Source organism: Kitasatospora sp. NPDC059795, assembly GCF_042732175.1.
In the GTDB taxonomy this organism is placed as follows: Bacteria; Actinomycetota; Actinomycetes; order Streptomycetales; family Streptomycetaceae; genus Kitasatospora.
In genome coordinates, this window is sequence record NZ_JBHWID010000003.1 from 502,025 (window position 1) to 523,024 (window position 21,000).

7 protein-coding genes are annotated in these 21,000 nt (G+C 74.3%); all 7 read right to left on the reverse strand.

Annotated elements, in window-relative coordinates:
• Positions 1–10 precede the first annotated feature (10 nt).
• The gene (locus tag ACFV4P_RS09450; RefSeq protein WP_380469074.1) at positions 11–14,038 is read right to left on the reverse strand and encodes a hypothetical protein; all 14,028 of its coding nucleotides are present in this window, start codon (positions 14,036–14,038) and stop codon (positions 11–13) included.
• A gap of 4 nt (positions 14,039–14,042) precedes the next feature.
• Positions 14,043–15,215, reverse strand: a complete 1,173-nt coding sequence (locus ACFV4P_RS09455) for a hypothetical protein (protein ID WP_380469076.1) — start codon at positions 15,213–15,215, stop codon at positions 14,043–14,045.
• A gap of 39 nt (positions 15,216–15,254) precedes the next feature.
• Positions 15,255–17,576 (reverse strand): hypothetical protein, encoded by a 2,322-nt coding sequence (locus ACFV4P_RS09460; RefSeq protein WP_380469078.1) that lies wholly within the window; start codon positions 17,574–17,576, stop codon positions 15,255–15,257.
• A 157-nt stretch (positions 17,577–17,733) separates the two neighbouring features.
• On the reverse strand, positions 17,734–18,360 hold the full coding sequence (locus tag ACFV4P_RS09465) for a hypothetical protein (RefSeq protein WP_380469080.1): 627 nt from the start codon (positions 18,358–18,360) through the stop codon (positions 17,734–17,736).
• 437 nt (positions 18,361–18,797) lie between these two features.
• Positions 18,798–19,088, reverse strand: coding sequence for a hypothetical protein (locus ACFV4P_RS09470; protein WP_380469081.1), 291 nt, complete (start codon positions 19,086–19,088; stop codon positions 18,798–18,800).
• On the reverse strand, positions 19,085–20,062 hold the full coding sequence (locus tag ACFV4P_RS09475) for an SUKH-3 domain-containing protein (protein WP_380469083.1): 978 nt from the start codon (positions 20,060–20,062) through the stop codon (positions 19,085–19,087). Before ACFV4P_RS09475 ends, ACFV4P_RS09470 begins: the two co-directional genes overlap by 4 nt.
• Positions 20,059–20,865, reverse strand: coding sequence for an SUKH-3 domain-containing protein (locus tag ACFV4P_RS09480; RefSeq protein ID WP_380469085.1), 807 nt, complete (start codon positions 20,863–20,865; stop codon positions 20,059–20,061). Before ACFV4P_RS09480 ends, ACFV4P_RS09475 begins: the two co-directional genes overlap by 4 nt.
• Positions 20,866–21,000 lie beyond the last annotated feature (135 nt).

Sequence of the window (21,000 nt, forward strand, 5' to 3'; positions counted from 1 at the left end):
CCACCGCAGGTCAGGCCTTCCAGGCCTCCTTCGCGGCGATCAGGTCCTCCCGCGTGACCGGCCCCGGGGCCGCCTCGATCCAGCCGACCACCTGGCGGACCCGGTCCGCGTTCAACGGCTCGGCGCCCGGTGCGTCGAGGAGTTCGCCGAGCAGCGCGGCCGTGCCGTCCGAGGTGCCGCCGCCCAGGGCGACCAGGCGGTGGGTGGCTCGGACGTGCGCGGCGCCGGCCTCGGTGCTCGCGGTGAACTCGCCCTGGTAGAGCGCCCGTCCGAGCCGGACGGTGCCCATCAACTGGCCATGCTCCACGGTCGCGTCGGGCGCGACCAGCCGCCGGACCTCGTCCAGCCGCCAGGCCCCGTCGGTGACCCGGAGCTCCCCGTCCCGCCGGTCCCCGGTGAAGGCGAGGTAGTGGTCGCCCGCGACGTCCCGGCCGGTGGTCTCGGACAGCGGGATGTCCACGGTGAAGGGGACGACTCCCTTCTCCTTGACGGGCTTCCGGTCCCCGTCGAAGAGCGTCACCTCGACCTCGGCATGCCCGGCGTAGCGCGCCATCGGGGCGGCGAACTTGCCGTTGGAGATCACCTGCCCGGAGTCGGCGTGCCCGCCGCCCTCGCGCCACAGGCGCTGCGCCCCGCCGACGACCGCCGGGCTGTTGGTGACGTCCCCGGTGATCTTCGCGCCCAACTGTGCCTGGACACCGGCGTTCTTCGCCGAGAGGTCGGACCGTGCGGTGCCGGAGGCCACGGCGTTGGCGGGACTGAGCTCGACCTTGTCGTCGACCGCCCGGTGTTCGAGCGAGACGACCTTCACGCCGACCTCGACGCCCTTGCCGCCGCCCAGCGTCACCCGGTTGGACGGGAGCGTCGCCGACACCCCCATGCCCTGGCTCGCGGTGCCGAACATCGCCGAGAGGTGGCTGTGCGAGGTGACGGCCCCGACGACGGGTTCCATCTCCTTCCAGGTGGAACGCCCGAAGTACTCGGGGCCGCGCAGCCGCACCAGGTCCTGGACGCCGCCGACGTCGCCGAGCCAGCGCAGCACGTCGGTGTCGCGCAGGCCGCCCTCCCAGACCCGCTCCGGCGGCACCTGGACGGTGACCGGCTCGGGCGGGCGGACGGTGACCGTGCCGTCGGAGGCCGCGGAGACCGGCACGGTCTCGCCGGTCTCGACCAGCGCCTCGAAACCGACGGTCGCCGTGCGCCGCTGGTACACGTTCTCGCCGAACCACGGCCGCCGGCTGATCGTGAACCGCAGCTCCGCCTCGCCCGCGTAGGCGCTGCCGGGCACCTTGGCCTTGGTGGCGGACCCGGCCGCGGTGCTGCCGGTCCGGGTGTCCGTCCGGTCGTGGCCCGCGCCGCCGGTGCCGGTCACGCCGGCCGTCACCGACACGTTCGGCGCGGCCGGCACGGGGACGGCGGTCGCCAGCCCGACCGTGCCCTGGTGGGCGGTGCCGGTGCCGCCGGTGTGGGCGAAGCTGCGCTGCACATCGGTGCCGGCGTTGAACTCGGTGGTGCCCGAGTCGCCCAAGTGCACCATCCCGTCGCGGAGTTGGGCACCGACCCGGACGGTGGTCCGCCCGTGCCGGACGACGATCTCGTCCCCGGCCGTCATCGCCTTCAGCCGGGACTGCAACCGGTCCGGGGTGAGCTCGGCGTCCAGCTTGCGGCGCAGCTCCGGCCAGTCGCTGCCGAACGGGTTGCGTTCCAGCTCCGGCTGCCCGGCCTCCTTCCGGCGCAGCGCCCGCAGCCCGCCGGGCTTCCAGCCCGCCTCCACCTGGGACACGATCGACTCGCCGAGCGTCCGCCGCGGGCCGCCGCCGGTCGTCCCGGGCAGGGCGTGCACGTCGGTGACGATCGCCGAGGAGTCCAGGCGTCGTCCGTCCGCGAAGCCCTTCGGCAGCTTCTCCGTGACGCGTGCGACCGGCTCGGCCGGCGGGGTCGTCGGCACGGCGTCGCGCTGCGGGACGGCCACCCGGGCGACCGTCTCCGCGTGGCCGGTGACGACCCCGTCGGGCACGCCCAGCCGCTTGAAGGCGACGGTGACCTCGTACGGCGCGCGGACGTCGAAGAACACCGCCGGCTCGACGTGCTTGCCGCGGTTGGAGGCCGAGCCGACGGTCTCGGTGGCCTGCCCGTAGCTGCGGTCCGTCCGGTACGTGTAGCCGCCGGTGACGTCCACCACCTCGGTCTTGACCTTGACCTGGCCGCCGCCGTTCAGCCGGTCACGGCCGTCGCGCAGGTTGCCCTGGCCGCTGGAGCTGCGGGTGCCGGACTCGAACTCGTACTTCTCGGCCCGGGAGTGGTACTCGGCCTCCCCCAGCCGGGCCGTGACGGTGACCTCGGCCGACCAGGTCGCGCCGTGCACCGTCTCGGTGATCCGCCCGCCACGGGTGAGCTGCGACAGCTGGGCCTTGAGCGCGACCCGGTCGAAGCTCGCGCCGATCCGCTGCCTGACCTCCTCCGAGGGCTCGCCGTGCTTGGTCCGCACCGCGTCCTCCACCAGCGCGCGCACCTGGTCCGCGCCGCTCAGGGTGTGCACCACGTAGGAGGCGTTCAGCTCGTGCCGGTCCGCCATCCGCGGCGGGGCCGCGTGCGGGGCCGCGGCCTTCGCGGTCGGCGCGGCCGGCGGGTTGGACGCCGCCGCACCGCTCTCGGGCCGCTGGAAGGCGACGGCACCGCCCCCGGTGTGCGGCACCTGGACCTTGACGGTCTCCCGGACGTCCATGCCCACCTCGGCGCGGACCGGCACCGACACCGGCACCGACACGTCCGGACGGCCGCTGCCGCCCGCCGCGCCCGTGCCCGCGCCCGCGCCCGCGCCGGGACGACCGACGTGCACGTCCACCGTCAGCTCGGCGCCGTAGATCACCTGCGGCGCACTGTACTTGCCGCTGGCGTACACCCGGTCGGCCTGCCGGCCCTGGCCGCCGACCCGCCGCCGCTGCTGGCCGGATCCGGCGGCGCCCAGCTCCACGCCGGGCGTGCCCTTGGTGACGGTGCCGCCGGCCTGGCCCTGCTCGATGGTGGTGCGCGCGCCGAGCCGGCGGTTCACGCTGAACGCGCTGGTCTCGTTGACGGTGTTGAGTTCGGCCTTGCCGTCCTCCCGCCGGTAGGTCATCCCCTCGACCCGGGCGACGGCCCTGACGACCAGCCCCTCCTTGCCGGGGATCTTCACCTCCAGCGCCTCGCCGCGCGTCATCCCGGTCAGCCGGGCGGCCAGGTTCGGCTGGCTGAAGCCCTGCATCACCTGGTCGCGGACGGCGTCCCAGTCCGCGCCGAACCGCGCCCGGCCCTGGGTGTCCACGGCCTCACGCAGCGCCCGCGTGCTCTCCAGGTCGCGGACGACCACGGTCTCGCCCAGGCCGCCCCGGTCGTCCCCGCCGCGCCACACACTGTCCGGCGGGCCCGCCACCTCGCGCGCCGTCGGGACGCTCTCCGTCGTCGCGGGCTCGGTCGTCGCGGGCTCCGGGGTGGTGTCGGCGCGGTCGACCAGCAGTCGAACGTCCGCCGAACTCGCCCCCGGTGCAACAGACTTGCCGTTGAACGACAGGTCGAAGTGGACGGTGCCGTCGTACATCACGCCGGGCACCTTCGACTTGCTGGTCAGCTGCGAGGTCCGGGCCTCGCCGCTGATCTCCACCCGGTCGGTGCCGAGCCGCCCGGCCACGCCGCCGCCGATCAGGCCCTTGCCCGGCTTCACGGCGGCCGAGAATCCGAGCTGGCCCGCGTTGCCCCGGGTCGAGGAGCTGCTGCGCACCTGCTGCACGGTGGTGCCGATGTTGAACTCGGTCTCCTTGGTGGTGCCGGACTGCTTCAACTCCCCTACCCGCGCCGTGATTTCGACCGTGCCGAGGGACTTGCCGCGCCGGTCGGTGAGCGTGACGGAGACCGGCTCGCCGGCCGTCATGCTCTTCAGGTCCCGCTGGAGCCGGCCGAAGTCGACCTCGGCGAGGACCTTTTCGCGCAACGCGGGCCAGTCACCGCCGAACTCCCGTCGGCCCGCCGCGTCCGCGTGGTCGAGCAGCGCCTCCACCGGCGGACGGTTCCCGGCCGTGGCGTGCGGCGCGAGGTCGAGGACGATCTCCTGCCCGCCGACCCGGCCGTCCAGCAGCCGTTGCGGGGGCACCCGCGGCTCGCCGGGCGAGGCGGCGTCGGCGCGTTCCGGGACGGCGACGGTCAGATCGAGGTCCACCGTGTCGGTGCGTTCGCCGGACGCGGCGCGCACCGGCTCGCCGTGGTGGCGCAGGTCGCCGAAGTCGAGCTCCAGCCGCATCGTCGAGCTGAAGACCTCGGCGGGTCCGCTGGTCTTCGACCGGGCCACCATGCCGCCCAGGTCGAGGTTGACCTCGCCGTGGCCGCGCGCGTGGTAGTACGCGACCAGCTCCGACGGCTCGCCGATCCCGCGCCCCTGCCGGGCCTGGACACCGGCGTTGAACTCCCACTGCGCGTCACGGTTGGTGCCGGTCGCGACCGTCCGGTCGGCGCCGTTCTCGAACTCGATCTTCTCGGTGCGCAGGTGCGTCGACCCGGTGACCTTTCCACTCAGCTTGACGCTGCCGCTCCAGCCGTTGCCGTCGAACGGCGCCGTCCACACCTCGCCCCGCGACAGTGCGCCCAGCACCGGGCGCAGCGTCGCCGGCCCGAAGTGCGCGTCCGCGAACGCCCTGGCCGCCGCCCGGTCGCCCGGGACGGCCTGCGCGATGGCGTCGATCACCTTGTCGCGGACGGCCTTCTCGTTCCCGGTCAGCCCGACCACCAGGTCGGTGCCGGCGATCGGCTTCGGAACCACGGCCTCCGGCGTCGGGGCGGGCGCCGGCTCCGGGGTCGGGGCGGGCGCGGGCGTCTCGTCCGCGTGCGGGGTGACCGGGGTGTGGTCGGCCGCCGGTGCGAGCTCGACCTCGGGGGCGTGCTCGACGCTCGGGACATGCTCGACGCTCGGGACATGCTCGGTCACCGGTGTCTGCGGCGGCAGTTCGCTGCCGTCGTAGTGGTCCCGGGCGCGGTAGACCGTCACCGGACGCCCGTCCGCAGGACCGAAGACGGCCTGGGTGACGCCGTCGTGGTCGACCACCCGCATCCGGAGGCCGAGCGCGTGGGCGGTCGCCGCCGGGAGCATCTCTCCCCCGCTCGACTGCCAGTTGGTGTTCCACTCCTGGACGGTCCGGAGCAGGACGCGCCGTTCCTGGGCCGACGGCGGCGGCGGATTGTCGTTGAGGTGCCGACCGATGGTGTCGCGCAGCTCGTCGATGGGCAGCCCCCGGAACGCCGATTGGTCCTCGGCGGGCAGGTAGGCCAGCAGGTCGCCCGGCGGCAGGTCCTCGCGAAGGAGCTGGTTGTTGCGGTAGTTGGCCACCACCTCGGTCGGCCAGTGCTCCAGGCCGAGTTGCTCGAAGTGCCTGCCGACCTCGGCCTGCAACCGCTCCGGACCACCCAGTCCGGGCACGCCGACCTCGACCGCCCGCAGCAGGCAGTAGCCGTCCCCGGCCACGGGCACTCGCGCCCCGGGCGGCGGGAACTCCGCCACCTGCGCCCGCTCGGACTTCGGCGCAGCCGCCTCGGCGCCGGGGGTGCGCGGCGCGTGCTCCGTGACGGTACGCGGCCCCTGCTCGGTGACGGTCGACGAGCGGACCGGCGCGTCCGTCGTACGCGGCTCCAACTCGGCCGGGGCGGACGCCGATCGGGGTCGGGTCGGTCCCGTCACCGGGTGGGTGGCGGGTCCGGCCGGCGCGGGCGCGGCGGTGGCGCCGCTCGCGGGCAGCGGGGTCGGGCTCACCGGCTGCGGCGTGTCCTCCTTCGGCGCGTCGCCCTTCGGCACGTCCTCCTTCGGCGCGTCGCCCCGCCGGCCGTCCTGCACCTCGGCCACCTCGGCCACCTCGGTCCGCGCGGGCGGCCCGTCGGGGTGGCCGCCGAAGCCGTTGTCGATGTCCATCGGCTCGGCGGTGTCGTGCGGCTGCTCGGCGTTCCTGAACGTGCTGTAGCGCTCCATGAATTGCGGGTCGGCTGCGCCGGAGAGGTTGTTCTCGTGCGGTCCGGCGACGGACGCCCACACCTTCCAGTCGGGCTTGAAGCTGAACGGCGTCCCGCCGTTCGCGGCGACCACGACGCGCGAGGTCAGGTCGGCCCAGCGCAGGGTGCCGTCCATGTCGTGGACCAGCGCGACGGCGTGCCCCGCGCCGGTCGGCCCGGCGCCCAGCACGGTGGCGAAGCTGCCCTTGCCGCCGGCCGCCACCTGCTGCTCCAACTTCGCGATGGCGTCCGCCCCTTCGCCGAACAGGGCGGGTCCGTCGTGCCGCTTCCACAGCACGTCGCCGGGAATCGGCTCGACCGTCCCGTGCAGGGTCTGCCCGGAGACCCGGGGTCGTCCGAAGTGCGTGTCGCGGTAGGCCTCGACGTTCTCCAGGCAGGCGTTCAGGTCGCGGCCGGGCAGGAAGCCCTCGGGCGGCCGCACCGGGCTGTGGTGCGGATTGACGTGCGCCAGAAGGCCGTTGCTCATCGGCGGGTGCAACCTCGCACCGCCGCCGAGGTAGTTGACCAGCTGACCGGTCAACTCGTGCTGCGGGCCGACCGCTTGGTAGCCGCGGTCGTGCATCACGGCGGAGGTGTTCTCGTACGCGGGCGTGCGCTGCCGCTTGGCCTCCGGCCCCTCCGGCGCGTCCTCCCGGCGCAGCGTCACCTCCTCGTCCTCGTCCCGGCGGCGCTTGCGCTCGCCGCGGGGCGGCTCGGCCGGCGGGGACTCGATGTCCATCGGCTCGACGTCCCGATCGGTGGCGTGCTCGCGCAGGCTCAGGTCCGCGAACTGCGCCCGCAGTGCGTCGACGTCGACCGGCTTCGGGTCCCCCAGGGTGCGGCGGTGGTCGGTGGGCTCGGTGATCATGTCGATCGCCTTGTCCGGCAGCAGCCGGTCCGAGATGAACCGGGCAGCCGACCGCTCGGCAACCTGCTCGGCCGACGCGGCGGCGGGCGGCGCGGGCGGCGGCGTCTCGTGGTGGGCGGCGCCCGCCGCACCGTCGTGCACGCCCGTGGACGGCGGCGGCGGGGGCGGCGGCGCGTACGGGCTGCCGAAGCCGCGGGTGCCGTTGGTGGCCGTGCCGTCGTGCCCGCCGGTCGCGGGCGGCGGCGGGGGCGGCGGGGGCGGGGTCGACCCGCCCAGCGCGAGGCCGTCCAACCGGCGGCGGGTGGCCTCGCGGTCGGAGTCACTGTCGGAGTCGCGGTCGGAGTCCTCGTCCCGTCGACGCTTCCGGTTCGGCGGCGCGGTGTCGGCGGTGTCGGCGGTCCCGTCGGCCATCGGCACGTCCCCGTCCGGGGTGTGGGCCGTCGGCCGCTGCGCGTCGTGCTGACTGGCGTCGGTCATCACGACGTCCTGGTCGGCGACGGGCGGGCGGACCCGGTCGGGCTGGTAGAGGGCCTCCGGGTGGAGCCCCTTCAGCTGGTCGGCCGTCAGCGCGGTGGTGTCCGCGCGGGCCAGGAAGTCGCCGGACGAGGACACCGGCAGGCTGCCGGTGTGCGCGGTCGGCACGCCGAGGTCGTCGGCGATGATCCTGGAACTCGGGCTGGCGTCCTTGCGGTTCACCACCTGCGCCAGGTCTTCCTGGGTCTTCGGGGCCATGATGTCGCGCAGCTCGGGCGGCACCAGCCCCTTCGCCTCCAGGCCGCGCACCGCCTGCAGCAGGTCGGCGGTGTGCGGGGCGTACAGCGCCTCGGGCGTCAACTGGCCGTGGGCGACCGCGGTCAGCACATCGGGGTCACGGACGACGTGCGGGTCCAGGAAGTTCTGGATCCACTGGTTGGCCAGCTCGTCGCCGAAGCGCAGGTTGGAGGAGCTGTTGGACAGCCGGTCGGTGATCTCCTTGATCATCCCCGGCACGTCCTCGACGTTCGCGGTCAGCGCCCGGTCGAAGATCGCGGCCGGGTGGTTCCCGCCCTCCCCGGCGCGCGCGTACACGCCACCGTACTGGCGGTCGACCTGCTCCACGTCGCCGGCCACCCAGGCCCGTCGCTGCGCGGCCTTCTTCTCCGCGGCCTTCGCCGAGGGCGGCAGTTCGTCGCGGTACACCTGCTCCACCCGCTCGCGCACCGCCTTGGCGCCGGCCTCCTTCTTCTCGGCGGCGGTCGCCTCCGCGTGCGCCTTCCGCCAGTCCGCCCGCTTGCCGTCCGCCTCCGCCTTGGCCTTCTTCTCGGCCGCGGCGTCGTCGCTCGCCGTCTTGTCCGCCGCCGCCTTCGTGGCCGGGTCGGTCGCTGCCGCGGCGGCCTTCGCCGAGTCCTCGGCCTTCGTCTTGGCCGTGGCGTGGGCGGTGTCGGCGTCCGCGGAGGCCTTCGCGGCCGCGGTGGCCTCCGTCCGGGCCTTCAGGCTGTCGGCCGCCGCCTTCACCTCGGCGTTCTGCACCGCCTTCGTCCGGGAGACCGCCTGCGACTTGGCTCCGGACGGGTCGCCCAGTTCGGACAGCCGCTGCTGGACCTCCTGCTCCCGCACCGCGCCACGGTCGGTCCCCAACTGGTCGGCCACCTTGCCGTACTGGTCCGGCTCCACCGACTTCGGGGCACCGGACGGGTGGTCCGCGCCGTCCCGCAGGTTCACCCCGACGGCGCGCAGGTCGCCCGCCAGGCCGCGCAGCCCGTCCGGGTCCCTGCCGGCCCGCCCGACGTGGCCCGCCAGGTCGTCCAACCGGTCGGCCAGCCACAGGTGTTCGTCGGCGGTGCGCGGTCCGCCGGTCCGGTCGGCGGCGGCGCGCAGCACGCCCGCCACGTCGTCGATCTTCTGCGGCCCGGTGATGCCGTTGACCAGCGCCAGGTCGTCGACCGCACGGTCCCTGACCCGCTGCTCCAGCCCGCGCACCGCGTCGCGCACGGCGGTGAGCTGCTCGCCGGTCGGCAGGTCCGGGTGCACCTTGGCCACCGCGGCGCCCAACTCTTCGAGCTGCGGGCGGGCGACCTCGGCCAGGCCCGACCGCGAGAGCTCGTGCCGCAGCTGCTCGGCGGCCGATTCGGCGCTCTTGCGGTCGCCGATCGGACTCGGGTCGAGCGCGTCCACGAGCCGGTCGTTGCCGTACGTCGTCCGCAGGTCGACGGTGGCGGGTGTCGCGGCCAGGTCGCGGTGCACCAGCACCGCTTCCCCGGCGCTGCCGCCCTCCAGCCTCGACGCGGCGTTCTTCCCGAGCACGTCCAGCACCCGGTGCCGGTCCGGGGACATCGCGCCGACGAAGTCGCCGAAGGCGTCGGAGGCCGACCGGTGGCCGCCCTCGTCCATCGAGCGGGCCTTGAACACCGCCGCCGTCACGTACTTGTGCACCATGTAGTCGGCGATGACGTGATTGCGGTTGAGGTTCACCTCTTCGAGGTTGGCCCCCTTCTCGCCCTTCGCCTCCAGCACGGCCTTCTCGGCGTGCGGCTGCCCGTCGATCTGCTGGCTGCCGGAGTGCTCGAACGCCGCGCGGTAGCTGTCCTCCAGCTTCTTCCACTGCTCGGGCGTGGTCGGCGTCGGCACCCCGCCCGTGCGAGGTGCGCCTGCCGACTGCGGGGCGTCCTTCAGCACGGCGGCCTGCGCGTCCGCGAGGGCCTGCCGACGCGTGTCGAGGTCGTCCGTCAGCCGCTTCTGCTGATTCTTCAGGTCCTTGATCCGGCTGTCGTACACCTCGTGGGGGTCGGTGCCGGTCGCCGCCTTGGCCGCCTCGGCCTTCGCCAGCAGGTCCGCGGCATGGGCCTGCGCGGCCTCGATCCGCTCGACGGTCTTCGGCAGGACCCGGGTCTCCGCCTCCTGCCGGGCCCGAAGCCGGGCGTCGGCGCCGTTCGCCTCGTCCTTCCGGAACTCGTGCTCGAAGATCGCCAGCCGGTCGTGCTGCGCCTGGGCGCTGTCCCGCAGGTTCTCGTACCTGGCGCGCTCGTTCTTGATCTCTTCGACCCGCGCCGGCCCGGGGTTGCCGGTGCGCTCCTCCGTACGCAGGTCCGCCAGCTGCTGCTCCGCCCGGGCGACCGACTCGGACAGCCGGTCCGCGTTGCGCGACAGCACGTCGGCGTGCAGGCGCTTCTCGTTCCTGGCCTGGCTCAGCAGCGCCTCGGTGTCGGCCGGCTTCAGATCGTCCCGCTTGTAGCGTTCCAGGTCGCGGCGGACCTGCTGGAACTCCGGCGAGCTCCCGAGGAACTTGTCGATCGTGTCGAAGGTCCGGCCGCCGTCGATCTTGTGGCTGTAGTCGCCGTCCGGCGCGGCCTGCGTCTGCCGTGCACCGCCGCTCCCGCTTCCGCTTCCGGCGGGCGCACTCGGCGGCGGGGGCGGGAGCTGGTCGGTCGGCGTCCGGTGCTCGGACGCCTGCGGCTGGTGCTCGGCGGCCGGCGGCTGGTGCTCAGTGGCGGGTGGCTGGTGCTCGGTGGTCGGCGGCTGATGCTCGGTGGCGGGTGGCTGATGGTCGGTCACCGGCGGGACGTGCTCGCCGGTGGGGGTGCTGCCGTCCACGTGCTCCATGAACTCGCGGAAGCCGTCGTACGCGGCGTTCTGCGAGGTCGTCTCGTGCACCGGGTTCGCGGGGCGGTCGTGGACGGCGGACGGGTCCGGGCCGTAGAGCTTCTCCAGCAGCGGGTACAGGGCGGGCTCGTTGTTCTTCACCCACTCCTTGCCGTTGTTGCGGGGCTCGCCGGTGTTCGGGTCGTGGCCGTGGTTCGTGCCCAGGTAGGCGTTGGTGGCCTGGGCGAAGTACTCCCGCTCGTCCTGCGACGAGTAGTTCCCGGACTTCTTTCCGTCCGGCCACTGCACGTTCTTCGCGGGGTCCTTGGAGTCCTGCGTCTTCTGCTGGAAGACGTCCGTGATCAGCTTCTTGTCGTCGCCGGTCAGGCCGTGCTCGTGCAGGGTGTGGCTGAACTCGTGCGTGGTGGTGGAGTATCCGTCCGCGTAGTGCCCGCCGGCACCGATCGGGGTGTGCTCGCCGAGCAGGTTCTCCTCGGTGACGGCGGAGTGCTTGCCGCCCGAGCCGCGCATGTCGTCGTAGCCGCGACCGCCACCCGCCTCGGTGTCGTTCGTCCGGCCGCGCAGCTCGTGCAGCTCGGGGACGTCGGGCATCCGGACGTCCTTCGGGACGACCACCACGTCCGCGCCGCTCTTCATCAACTGAGCGGCCGCGTCCGGGTTCTGGAGCATCCGGGCGACCTGCTCCTGGGCCTCCAGGCGGGCCGACGCGGCCTGTTCGGCGCGCGGGTCCACGTGCACGATCAGCTCGGAGGCGACCTTGGCGAAGTCCTTCGGCGGCAGCGACGACTTCAGCGCGTCCACGAACTCCGGGTCGCGCGCCAGCCAACGCCGGTTCTCCGGCTTCAGGTTGGCGAGCTCCTGGGTCCGCTGCTCCGGCGTCATGCCCCGCATGTCCTGCCGCAGCCGGTCCGCGTCGGCCGGACGGACCCGCTGGACGTTCCGCCGGCTGCCGCCGAGCTGATCGACGGCGTCCCGGACGTTCGTCGCCCGGCCGAGGCGGTCGAGCTCGGTCTGACGTTCCTGCCGCTGACGGTCCAGCAGCTGGTCGTGGGCCTGCTCCGGGACCGGACGCGTCGTCGACTCGGCGGGACGGCCCGCACCCGGGCGGATCGTCCCACCGGCCGGGGCGGCCGTGTGCGGGGCGGCGACGGAGTTGGCCCCGCCCTGACGCGGAACGGTCGTGGACGGCGTGGCGTGGGACGAAGCCCCGGCCCCACCGTGCCCACCGGCCCCGCCGACCGGGCCGGGCGTGAACCCGCCCGCCATCGGCGCACCGGCCACCGGGCCCTGCGTGGTGTTCGCGGCCGGCGGGACATCACCCAGTCCGTCCGGAACGACCTGCCCGGGCACCTGCTCCGCCCCGACCGTCCGCGCCGGAGCGGGCCCGGCCGAGAGCCGCGTCCCCCCGTCGAGGTTGGTCCCACCGGCCAGATGCCCGGCACCGCCGAGCACACCCGAGAGATTGGGCACCGCGGACGACGCGCCTACCGGTGCCGAAGTGTCGTGCGCAGCAACCGGGTTGACGGACTCCTGACGCGGCACCGCCTCGTGTGCCTGCGGCGTGACGGGCGCGGTCACCGTCTCGCGCGAGGGCGCGACGCTCTCCTGGCGCGGGACCGACTCGTGCGGCTGCGCCTGCACGGGCTCGTGCGACACCGGGACGGACTCGTGCGGCTGCGCCTGCACCGGGCCCTGCGACACCGGAATGGACTCGTGCACCTGCGACGTAACGGGAGAGGTCACCGTCTCGTGCGACGGCGGCGGCGCGGGCGGCAGTTGCTCCGAACGCGGCGTCACCTGCTCGTGCACGGGCGCGACCGTCTCCTGACGCGGCACCGACTCGTGCACCTGCGGCGCGACAGGCGCAGCCACCCTCTCCTGCGTCGGCGCGACGGACTCGCTGCGCGGCGACACCTGCTCATGCACAGGCGCGGCGACCGTCTCCTGACGCGGGACGGACTCGTGCACCTGCGGCGCAGCGTGCGAAACCACCGTCTCGTGCGTCGGCGCGACGGACTCACTGCGCGGCGACACCTGCTCGTGCACGGGCGCGACCGTCTCCTGACGCGGGACGGACTCGTGCACCTGCGACGCGACGGGCGCAGCCACCCTCTCCTGCGTCGGCGCGACGGACTCACTGCGCGGCGACACCTGCTCGCGCACAGGTGCCACGGTCTCCTGACGCGGCACCGACTCACTGCGCGGCGCAGCCGTCTCCTGGCGCGGCACCGACTCGTGCGCAGGCGTGGGCGCCGGCGCGGCAGCGCGCGTCTCGGTGCGGCCGGCCGTCGTGTCCTGGACGTGCGCCGCCGCCTGCTCGTGCGGTGCCGGCGCGGGGGTGGGCTGGTGGCTCGACGCCGGCGCGGCACTGTGACCGGCGGACGGCGCGTCGCTGCTGCGTCCCGCGCCGAACGGGCTCAGCCCGCCGACCTTCGACTCACCCGCGCCCGCACCGGACTCCACGCTGCGCGACGCGCCCGAACCCGACGGTCCCGCAGCATCCGTCGCATGCGACGTACCGGACGAGCCGGACGAGCCGGAGGAACCGGAGGTCCCGGAGCTCCCCGACGGCCCGTGGTACGCGCTGCCGCTCCCCGCCGCCGCGCTGTCCGGCTTGTTGAACGTCGGTGTGCCGCCCGCGCCGCCGTGCTCACCCGCGCCCGGCAGCTTCGGCGCCTCCGCGGCCTTCGGCGCAGCGAGGTGGCCCTTGACCTTGGACGCGCCGGCGTGCAGGCCCGCGCCCGCGCCGCCGGAGAGACCGGAGCCGAGCAGGGAGTTGCCGTCGACCTTGCCGGTGGTGATCAGCTGGGTGGAGACGTCCGCGCCGACGCCGACCGCCGCGCCGGTGGCCATCTTGCCGCCGGTGGTCTTGAGCGCGGCCTCGACGCCGAGCTTCTCGCCGGCCTTGCCGATGCCCTTGCCGATCAGGTGTCCGGACGCGCCACCGACCGCACCGCCGAGCGCGTTCTGCCCGACTTCCTTCATGTCGATGCTCTTGCGGTGGCCCTCGGCGAGCTCGATGCCCTGGGCCAGCAGGTTGATCGCGCCCATCTGGGCGGCCTGCTTGGCCGCCATGATGAGCATTTCCTTCAGCAGCAGCTTCAGGGTGGCGGAGATGGTGGCGCGGCTCGCCGCAATGAACGCGGGCACTTCGAGCATCGACGCGCCGGCGGTGAACGGCGCTTCGGCCTCGGCGGTCGCGATCTCGAAGGCCAGGATGCCCAGTTGGGCGATGATCTGGATCTTCGCCGTCTCGGCGGAGTTGGCGACCTGCTCCAGCATGTCGCCCATGCCGTTGAGCGCGTTGATCGCGCCGGGCAGGTAGCCGGGGTCCTGTTCGGTGCCCTTGCCGACCGAGTACTTCTCCCAGTACTTGCCCAACGCCTCGGCGGCGACGCCCTGTTGGCCTTCGAGGGCGCGCTTGATGGTGGCGTCGCCGGCCTGCGCGGCGTCCTTCAGGGCGTCGGCGGCCTTGCGGCAGTGGTCGGCCATGTCGCGGAGCTGGTCCTCGTCGGCTTCCGGCCAGCGGCAGCCCGCGAGCAGCAGGAGCACCCACTGGAGGGGCTCCGGGAGTTCGACAGCCATCTGGTCAGTGCCTTCCGCTCTGGGTGGTGCGCGGAATGATCCGCATGGGGGCCGTGGCCGTCAGCTGCGGCGAGGCGGGCATCGGCGCGGAGCCGGGGTCGAGGCCGTTGAGCTCGGAGATGACGCCCTCGTCGGCGTTCTGGTAGCCCTCCGCCATCGCCTTCAGGCCGTCGGCGATGCCCTTGAGCGCGGCGGGCAGGCCCTTGATGACGTCCAGGGTGTCCTTGCTGTACTTCAGGTAGCCCTTCTCGCCCTCGGCGAACTGCTTGCCCGACTCGTCGTTGCCCCACGGGTTCTGGGACTCCAGCGACGGCAGGTACGAGCTGAGCGAGCTGTACAGCGAGCCGAGCTGTTCGGAGACGCCGAGCATCGACGACACCGCCGACCGGTACTGCGCGGGGTCGACCTGGAAGCCGCTGCCGGCCTTCCCGGACGCGTCCCGGTTGATGGTGGCGGGCCGGGCGCTGATCCGGTTGCCGGGCACGGCGTCGGCCCGGTGCCGGGCCGTCGGCGCGGTGGCCTGCTCGTCCAGCGGCACTGCGTCGGCCCGATGCCGAGCCGTCGGCGCCGTCGCCTGCTCGTCCGACGGCACGGCCTTCATCCGCTCCGACGGCTGTGCGGCGACGGCCGATTCGGGCCTGCTGAGCCCCCGGGCGGTCACCCGCGGGGACGGCTCCGTCCCTTCGAAGGGCTCCACCGGCGTGGCCCGCTCCGCCCGCTCGAACGGCCGCAACGGGGCATCAGCCTCCACCGCCCGCTCGAACGGCCGCAGCGGAGCGGTCGCCTCCGTCCCGCGCTCGAACGGCCGCAACGGGGCATCAGCCTCCACCGCCCGCTCGAACGGCTGCACCGGCGTGGCCGCTTCCGCCCGCTCGAACGGCCGCAAGGGGCTTGCCGGTTCGGCCCGATCGAACGCGTCCGGGGCGATCCGCACCTGCTCCGCCCGCTCGAAGGGCTGCAGCGGGGTCGCCGCCACCTCCCGCTCGAACGGGCTGACCGGCGTTGCCGGTTCGGCCCGATCGAACGTCTCGGGGGCGATCCGCGCCGTCTCCCCGACCGGGGTGCCCCGGTGCTGCGGCTCCAGCGGCACGCTCTCGGTGACCGCCGTGCCCACCCGGAAGCGGACGGGGGCCTCGGCTTCGGCTGCGGTGTACCAGGCCTGCTCGTCGTTGCTCATGGTGTTCCTTCGTCAGTCGGGTCGACGGCGGTCCGGAGCTCAGTCCGCGGCGGGAGCGGTCGCCGCGCCGGGCGCGGTGGCCAGTCGGGACAGCGCGGCGCGCAGGAACGGGCTGGGCACCTGGAAGCCGCCTTCCTCCCGCAGCGGAGCACGCTGCGGCTTGTCCCCCGCACCCGCCGCACCCGCCGAACCGGCAGCCGCGGTGCCCGACGCAGCAGCCGCAGGTGTCGCCGCGGGCGCGGACGCAGCCGTCTCCGAAGCCTCGCCGTGGCCCCGGCGCGACGCCGCACTGCGCGCCCGCTCCAGGTACGTGTCGTCCGCGCCGTTGCTCGCGGTCTCCGGCGTCGCGCCGCCACCGGCCTCCCGACGTGCGGTCAGGTCCGCCGCCGGAGCGGGCGTTTCCGCGCCGTCCCCGGCAGCACCGGCGTCCGCCGCCCCGCCCGTGCCGAGCAGGATGCCGGCCAGCCGGCTCATGGCTTCCTGCTCGCTGGCGGGGCTGGCAGGGACGGGCGGGGCGGGGGCGTGCTCGGGGGTGGCGAAGGTGCCGTCGGAGCGGGCGTCATCGAGCCAACGGCGGTGTGCGCGCTGCGACTTGCGGTCACGGTCGACCTCGCCGGCCTGGCCGAGGATGCCGCGGTCGTGCAGCAGTTCCTCGTCCTCCTCGCCGTCCATGCCGAAGCGGGTCGGGCTGAGGAAGCGGTTGGCGCCCTTCTGCTCGCCCTTGCCGCCGCCCCGGCCGGCCCCGCCCATGCCGGGTCCGTGTCCGCCCATGGCGCCGCCGCCCGTCGCGGTTCCGCGTCCGGCCGCACCGGCCGCGCCGCCCGCGCCGAGTCCGCTGCCGGCCCGCCCGGCCGCGCCGGAGACCCCGGACGCCCCGGACGCGCCGGACATGCCTCGGGCGGACGCCCCGCCGGCCGCGCCGAGTCCGACGCCGCTCCCGGACCGGGGCACCCGCGCGCCGCCGCCGATGCCGCTGCCGCCCGCGCTGCCCGTCCCGCCGCGGGTCGCGGAGCCGGCCCCACCAGTCCCGCCGCGCGCGGACGAGCCGCCGCTTCCGCCGCGTGCGGACGAGCCACCGGAGCTGCCGAACGGGTTGCTGCCGCCGCCGCTGCGGAACGGGGTCGGGCCGACGCTGCGCGGGGTGCCGCCCGAACTCCCGGGGTAGCCACCGATGGTGCCGATGGTGCCGAACGGGCTGCCGCCGGGGCTGCCGCCGCTCAGGCCGGGGCCGGGGCTGCCGCCGAGCGGCGAGTAGTGGCTGGTGGAACCGGCCGCCGGCGGGGTGCCGAGGTCGCCGAGTCCGGCGATGTTCAGCGGGCCCGCGCCGGTGCTGCCGACCGGGTTGAACATCGGCCCGCCGCCGCCCGAACCGCTGTCTCCGCCACCGAAGTTGGGCGAGTTCGGCGTCGGCAGCTTGAACGGCGCCAGCGCCGGTCCGCCACCCGAACCGCCGGCCCCGGCCGCCGATCCACCCCCGCCCGAACCCGAACCGACGCCACCGACGCCGGGCATGCCGCCGACCCCGGGCACGCCGCCGTGCGACCCCGCCCCGCCGCCGCCCGAACCGCCGGGCAGGCCGCCGCCCGCGCCGGGGGCGTCCGGAAGCGAGAACGGGCTCGCACCGGACGCACCGCCGAGCGGCCCGCCGGGGATGTCGCCGGCGCCGCCGGGGCCGCGCAGCCCGGCCGTCATCAGGGAGGGGTCGCGGGCCGTCATGTCGAATGCGCCGCCGCCACCGGCCCCGCCGCCCGCACCGCCCGAACCCCCAACCCCGCCCGAACCCCCGGCCCCGCCCGAGCCGTTGAGGGCGCAGGTCTTGGCGATGCCGGTCATGTCGGCGATGTGGCCGGCGCTCTTGCGCAGCTTGCCGTCCACGTCGCCGACGACCTGCCCCACGTACTGGTGGTAGACGGCGGCGGCCTGCTTGATGCCCTCGGAGTTGGCGATGTCGTCGTGCTTGCCGGCCGGGTTCTGCTCCATGTACGTCTTGGCGTACTGGAGTTCACGCACCATCTCGTTCTTGGTGTCGATCACCGCACCGGACGCGCCGTGCAGCGAGGTGGCGATCGCCGCCCCGGACTGCAGGGTGGTCGCGACGTGCGAGTCCGCGCCGCCGGCGAACTTCTGCAGGTACTGCTGGAAGCTGTCGGCGGCGGGGCCGGACATGCTGGCCATGGCCCGCTGCGCGGCCTCGGTGATCGCCCGGACGTGGGTGTCGGCGACCTGGTTCCACTTGTCCCAGGCGGCCGCGAGCTCGGCGAGGAGTTCCTCGTTGGCGTCGGGGAAGGCGATGTCCTTCCCGTTCTCGTTCTTCTGAACGGTCTTCAGTACTTCGGCCAGGTCGGCAGGCAGCTGGATCATGGCGGGAGGACTCTCCGGGAGGACGATCAGGGGAGGAGCGGGGGCGGGTGAGCGCCCCTGGTGACGACGCCGTCGGGGACGGGTCAGCGTCCCCGACGGTGATGAACATCCGATGTACACGGCGCCGGGCGGCAACGACTCGCCCGGTGGAGTTCCGTCAGATGACCTGTCGCGAGCCGGGCCCGCCGCCGCCGCGGAGGACGTCGGCACGCTCCTTGGCGTGGTTGTATTCGAGCGTCGGCGCGTCGGGCTTGTGGTACCCCTCCGTCGCCTCGGTGTTGCCGATCGGCGTGATCGGGGCGGGCGGCGGGGGCGGGGTCGGCTCGCGGTCGGCGGCCACCACCGTCTCCACGGGCGCCCCGATCACGCGGTCCGAGGCCGACACCGACTCGACGGAGCCTGAGCTGCCGCCGGGCACGCGCGGGGCGGCCGGCATGTCCCCGTTGGTGGTGATCCGGCCGATCTGGGTGCTGTATTCCTCGTCGTTGATCCGGTGCCGGGCCGCCATGGACTGCAGGTTCTGCCCCACGGCGGTGGCGTTCTTCATCAACTCCCGGATGCCGGTGAGCACTTGCTCCTGGTGCTTGCCCAGTCCGCCGACCGAGGAGCCGCCGCCCTTGAAGGCCTTCCCCAGCAGGTCGGTGCCGTACACCGACTCCTCGACCTGCTTGATCTTGGCCTCCAACTGGTTGGCCGGGCCTTCCAGTTCGTTCAGCAGATCCATGATCTTCTTGGCTGCCGACTCGACCTCGTCGATGTCGATCCACACCGTTTCGTCTGCCACTTGTCCACCCTCCAGGTCACCGCCCCCGGGCAGCCGGACTCCGGACCGGGCCCGCCCCCGGGTGCGGCCACGCCGCAGCGCTCGCACCGGTGTCAGGGCAGGCCGAAGCACTCGCGGCTGCCGCACCCGCTCAATTGTCAGGCAACTTTACTTGGTGTCCGGAGCCGTTCGGCCAAGCACGTCCGCCGAGGTGACGGAACGTCACCTCGGTAGGAGCTTCGCAGAGCGATGGGGCGGCTGGCAGGCCCCGCAGGTATGCAGTTGGTAAATTCCCGGCGCGGCGCGGCGGCTCTGTGGCAGAGCGGGGCGGGGCGTTCGGAGGAGGTCGTGAATGTCCGGTGTGGATCAGGTCTGCGCGGGTGAACAATGGTGGCGGCCGGGCCCGTTGGTACCCGGACCCGGCCGCCGTGGACGGTGACGTCCACCCCCACCGGCGGTCACCGTCCGGCGCGACGCTCCTGGTAGACGGCGATCACCGCGTCGATCGGGATCGACGGCCAGGTGCTGATCTCTCCGGTCTCGCGGTCCACCACCCCGGTGGCGTCGCCGAGGTTCGCCGGCGGCCGGACCTCGCCCGTCACCGGGTCGACCTCCAGCGGCGCGGGCGCGGCCCACACCACCCAACCGAGGTCGAACTCGCGGAACTTGACCTCACGCGCGGTTCCCTCCGGGGCGCCTTCGTTCAGCCATGCCTGCGCCTTCGCGACGGCCTGCTCCTGGGTGATCATGCGGTTCCTCCTGTGGTGCGGTGTTCCGCGCCGAGCGCGGACAGGGCTGCGACGGTCGCGCTGACGTCGACCTGATCGGACGGTTGCTGCCCGGCGGGGCCGCGGTGCCGGAGCGTCAACCGCCGGCTGCGGTCGGCCCGGGCGACGACCAGGACGTCCCAGTCGCGGTCGGCTGCGGCGGGCGGGGCGGCCAGCCGGACCGTGACCCGGACCGGTCGCGTCCCGGGCCGCAGGAACGTCCGGTCCACGATGTCGGCGATCCGCCCCTCCGGGTCCGCCGGGTCGAGGTCGAACTCCCGGTAGAGGATGGGCAGTTCCGCGCCTTCACCCTCGACGGTCAGAGTCAGGTGCCCGAGTACCGGCACCCCGTGGCGGCGCAGCGGGCGGGTGGCCTCGGCGGCCAACGCCATCCCCGCGGCCAGTAGTTCGCTGGCCGGGCCGTTGTCGACCCATCCGTCCTGGTGGACGGTGCGCGGCAGCGGGTCGGGCTCCGACCAGCGGCCGTCGGCCTCGACCCGGGCCGGGGCGTATCCCTCGACCAGCCGGGCGAGTCCTTCCTCGGGCGTGGCGCCGAGGTACCACCAGTCGCTCCGGCCCTGCCGGAACAGCCGGCCCTGCGCGTCGACGGCGAGCACGCCGTCGCCGGTCCGTCCGACCGGGAACACCGAGGTGCCCAGCCGCCGGGCGAGCGCGGCGGCCACCGTACGGCTGCCGCGCGCCGCCTCCGGGTCGATCACCGCGCCGTGCGCGGCGACCTCCACCCCCGGGCCGACCGGGGGCACCGTCAGGTCGCCGTACTGCTCCAGGAATCGCTGCACCGCCTCGGACGGCTCGACGAGTCCGTCCTCGTCGACGACCGAGAGGACCGCCGTCAGCAGTCGCTGTTCCGCATCGGCATCGGGTCGGCGGCCCTCGGTCCAGCCGGCCTCGACCAGGGCCTCGTGCAGCGCCGTGGTGAAACGGACGTCCGTCATCGCTGCCCCACCTCGACCACCTCGACGCCGAGTTCCGCCAGCAGTGCCGCGCAGGACCGGCAGGGCGCGACGGGCTTGCCGTGCGCCTGCTCGTCGTCCGGTCGGACCGCGATGCTGCTGATCCAGCTCTCCGCGAAGTGCGGACGGGCCTCGTCCAGCGTGATCTCCCCGCCGTCGCCGCGCTGCTCGTCCAGCCGGTGCAGCACGTCGGAGATCAGACCGGTCTCCGCGCAGCGGGCGGCGAACGGCTCGCGCTGGTAGGGCGGCAGCCCGTCCAGGAACTCCCGCACTGCCGGGTGGAGTTCCGGGTCCTCCTCGCCGAGCGCGTTGGACCGGGTGTAGACCGTCCGGTCGACGAGCAGCGTGGACACCGTGTGCGGCACCTCGGCCTCGGCCTCACCGACCGGCCGGAACCGGTCCAGCACCTCGTACGGGTTGACGCCGAGGAACTCGACCCCGTCCGCGTCCAGGTGGAAGAAGCTGCCGCCGGCCGAGACCACCAGCCGCCCCGGTCCGTCCACCTCGGCCCCGACCGGCACGACCTCCTCGCCCAACCCCGCAGCCAGCTCCGCCAGTTGCGCAGCCTGCTCCGGGCCGGCCGGAAGAGCCGGCACCGTCCGCAGCGCACCACCGGACGCCGTCGGCAGCGTCAGGTCGCCGAACCGCCCGAGGAAGGACAGCGCCGCCCGCACGGCCGCCGACTCCTCCCCCGCCGCACCGCTCATCCAGTCGGCGAGCAACTCGCGGGCGTGCTCGCCGATGTCACGCGAGGGCGACCAGCCGCAGCCGGCCAGCCACGACATCGTCCCGTCAGGGTCGCGGGGTTGAGGCATGAGCGTTCTGCACTCTCTTTTCGGACGGCCGCTGGGCCGCAGTCTCGACAATCGGTCCTGCCCGGCATTCGACGCATCATCAGGAAAGCCGGAGGTTGATTCGCA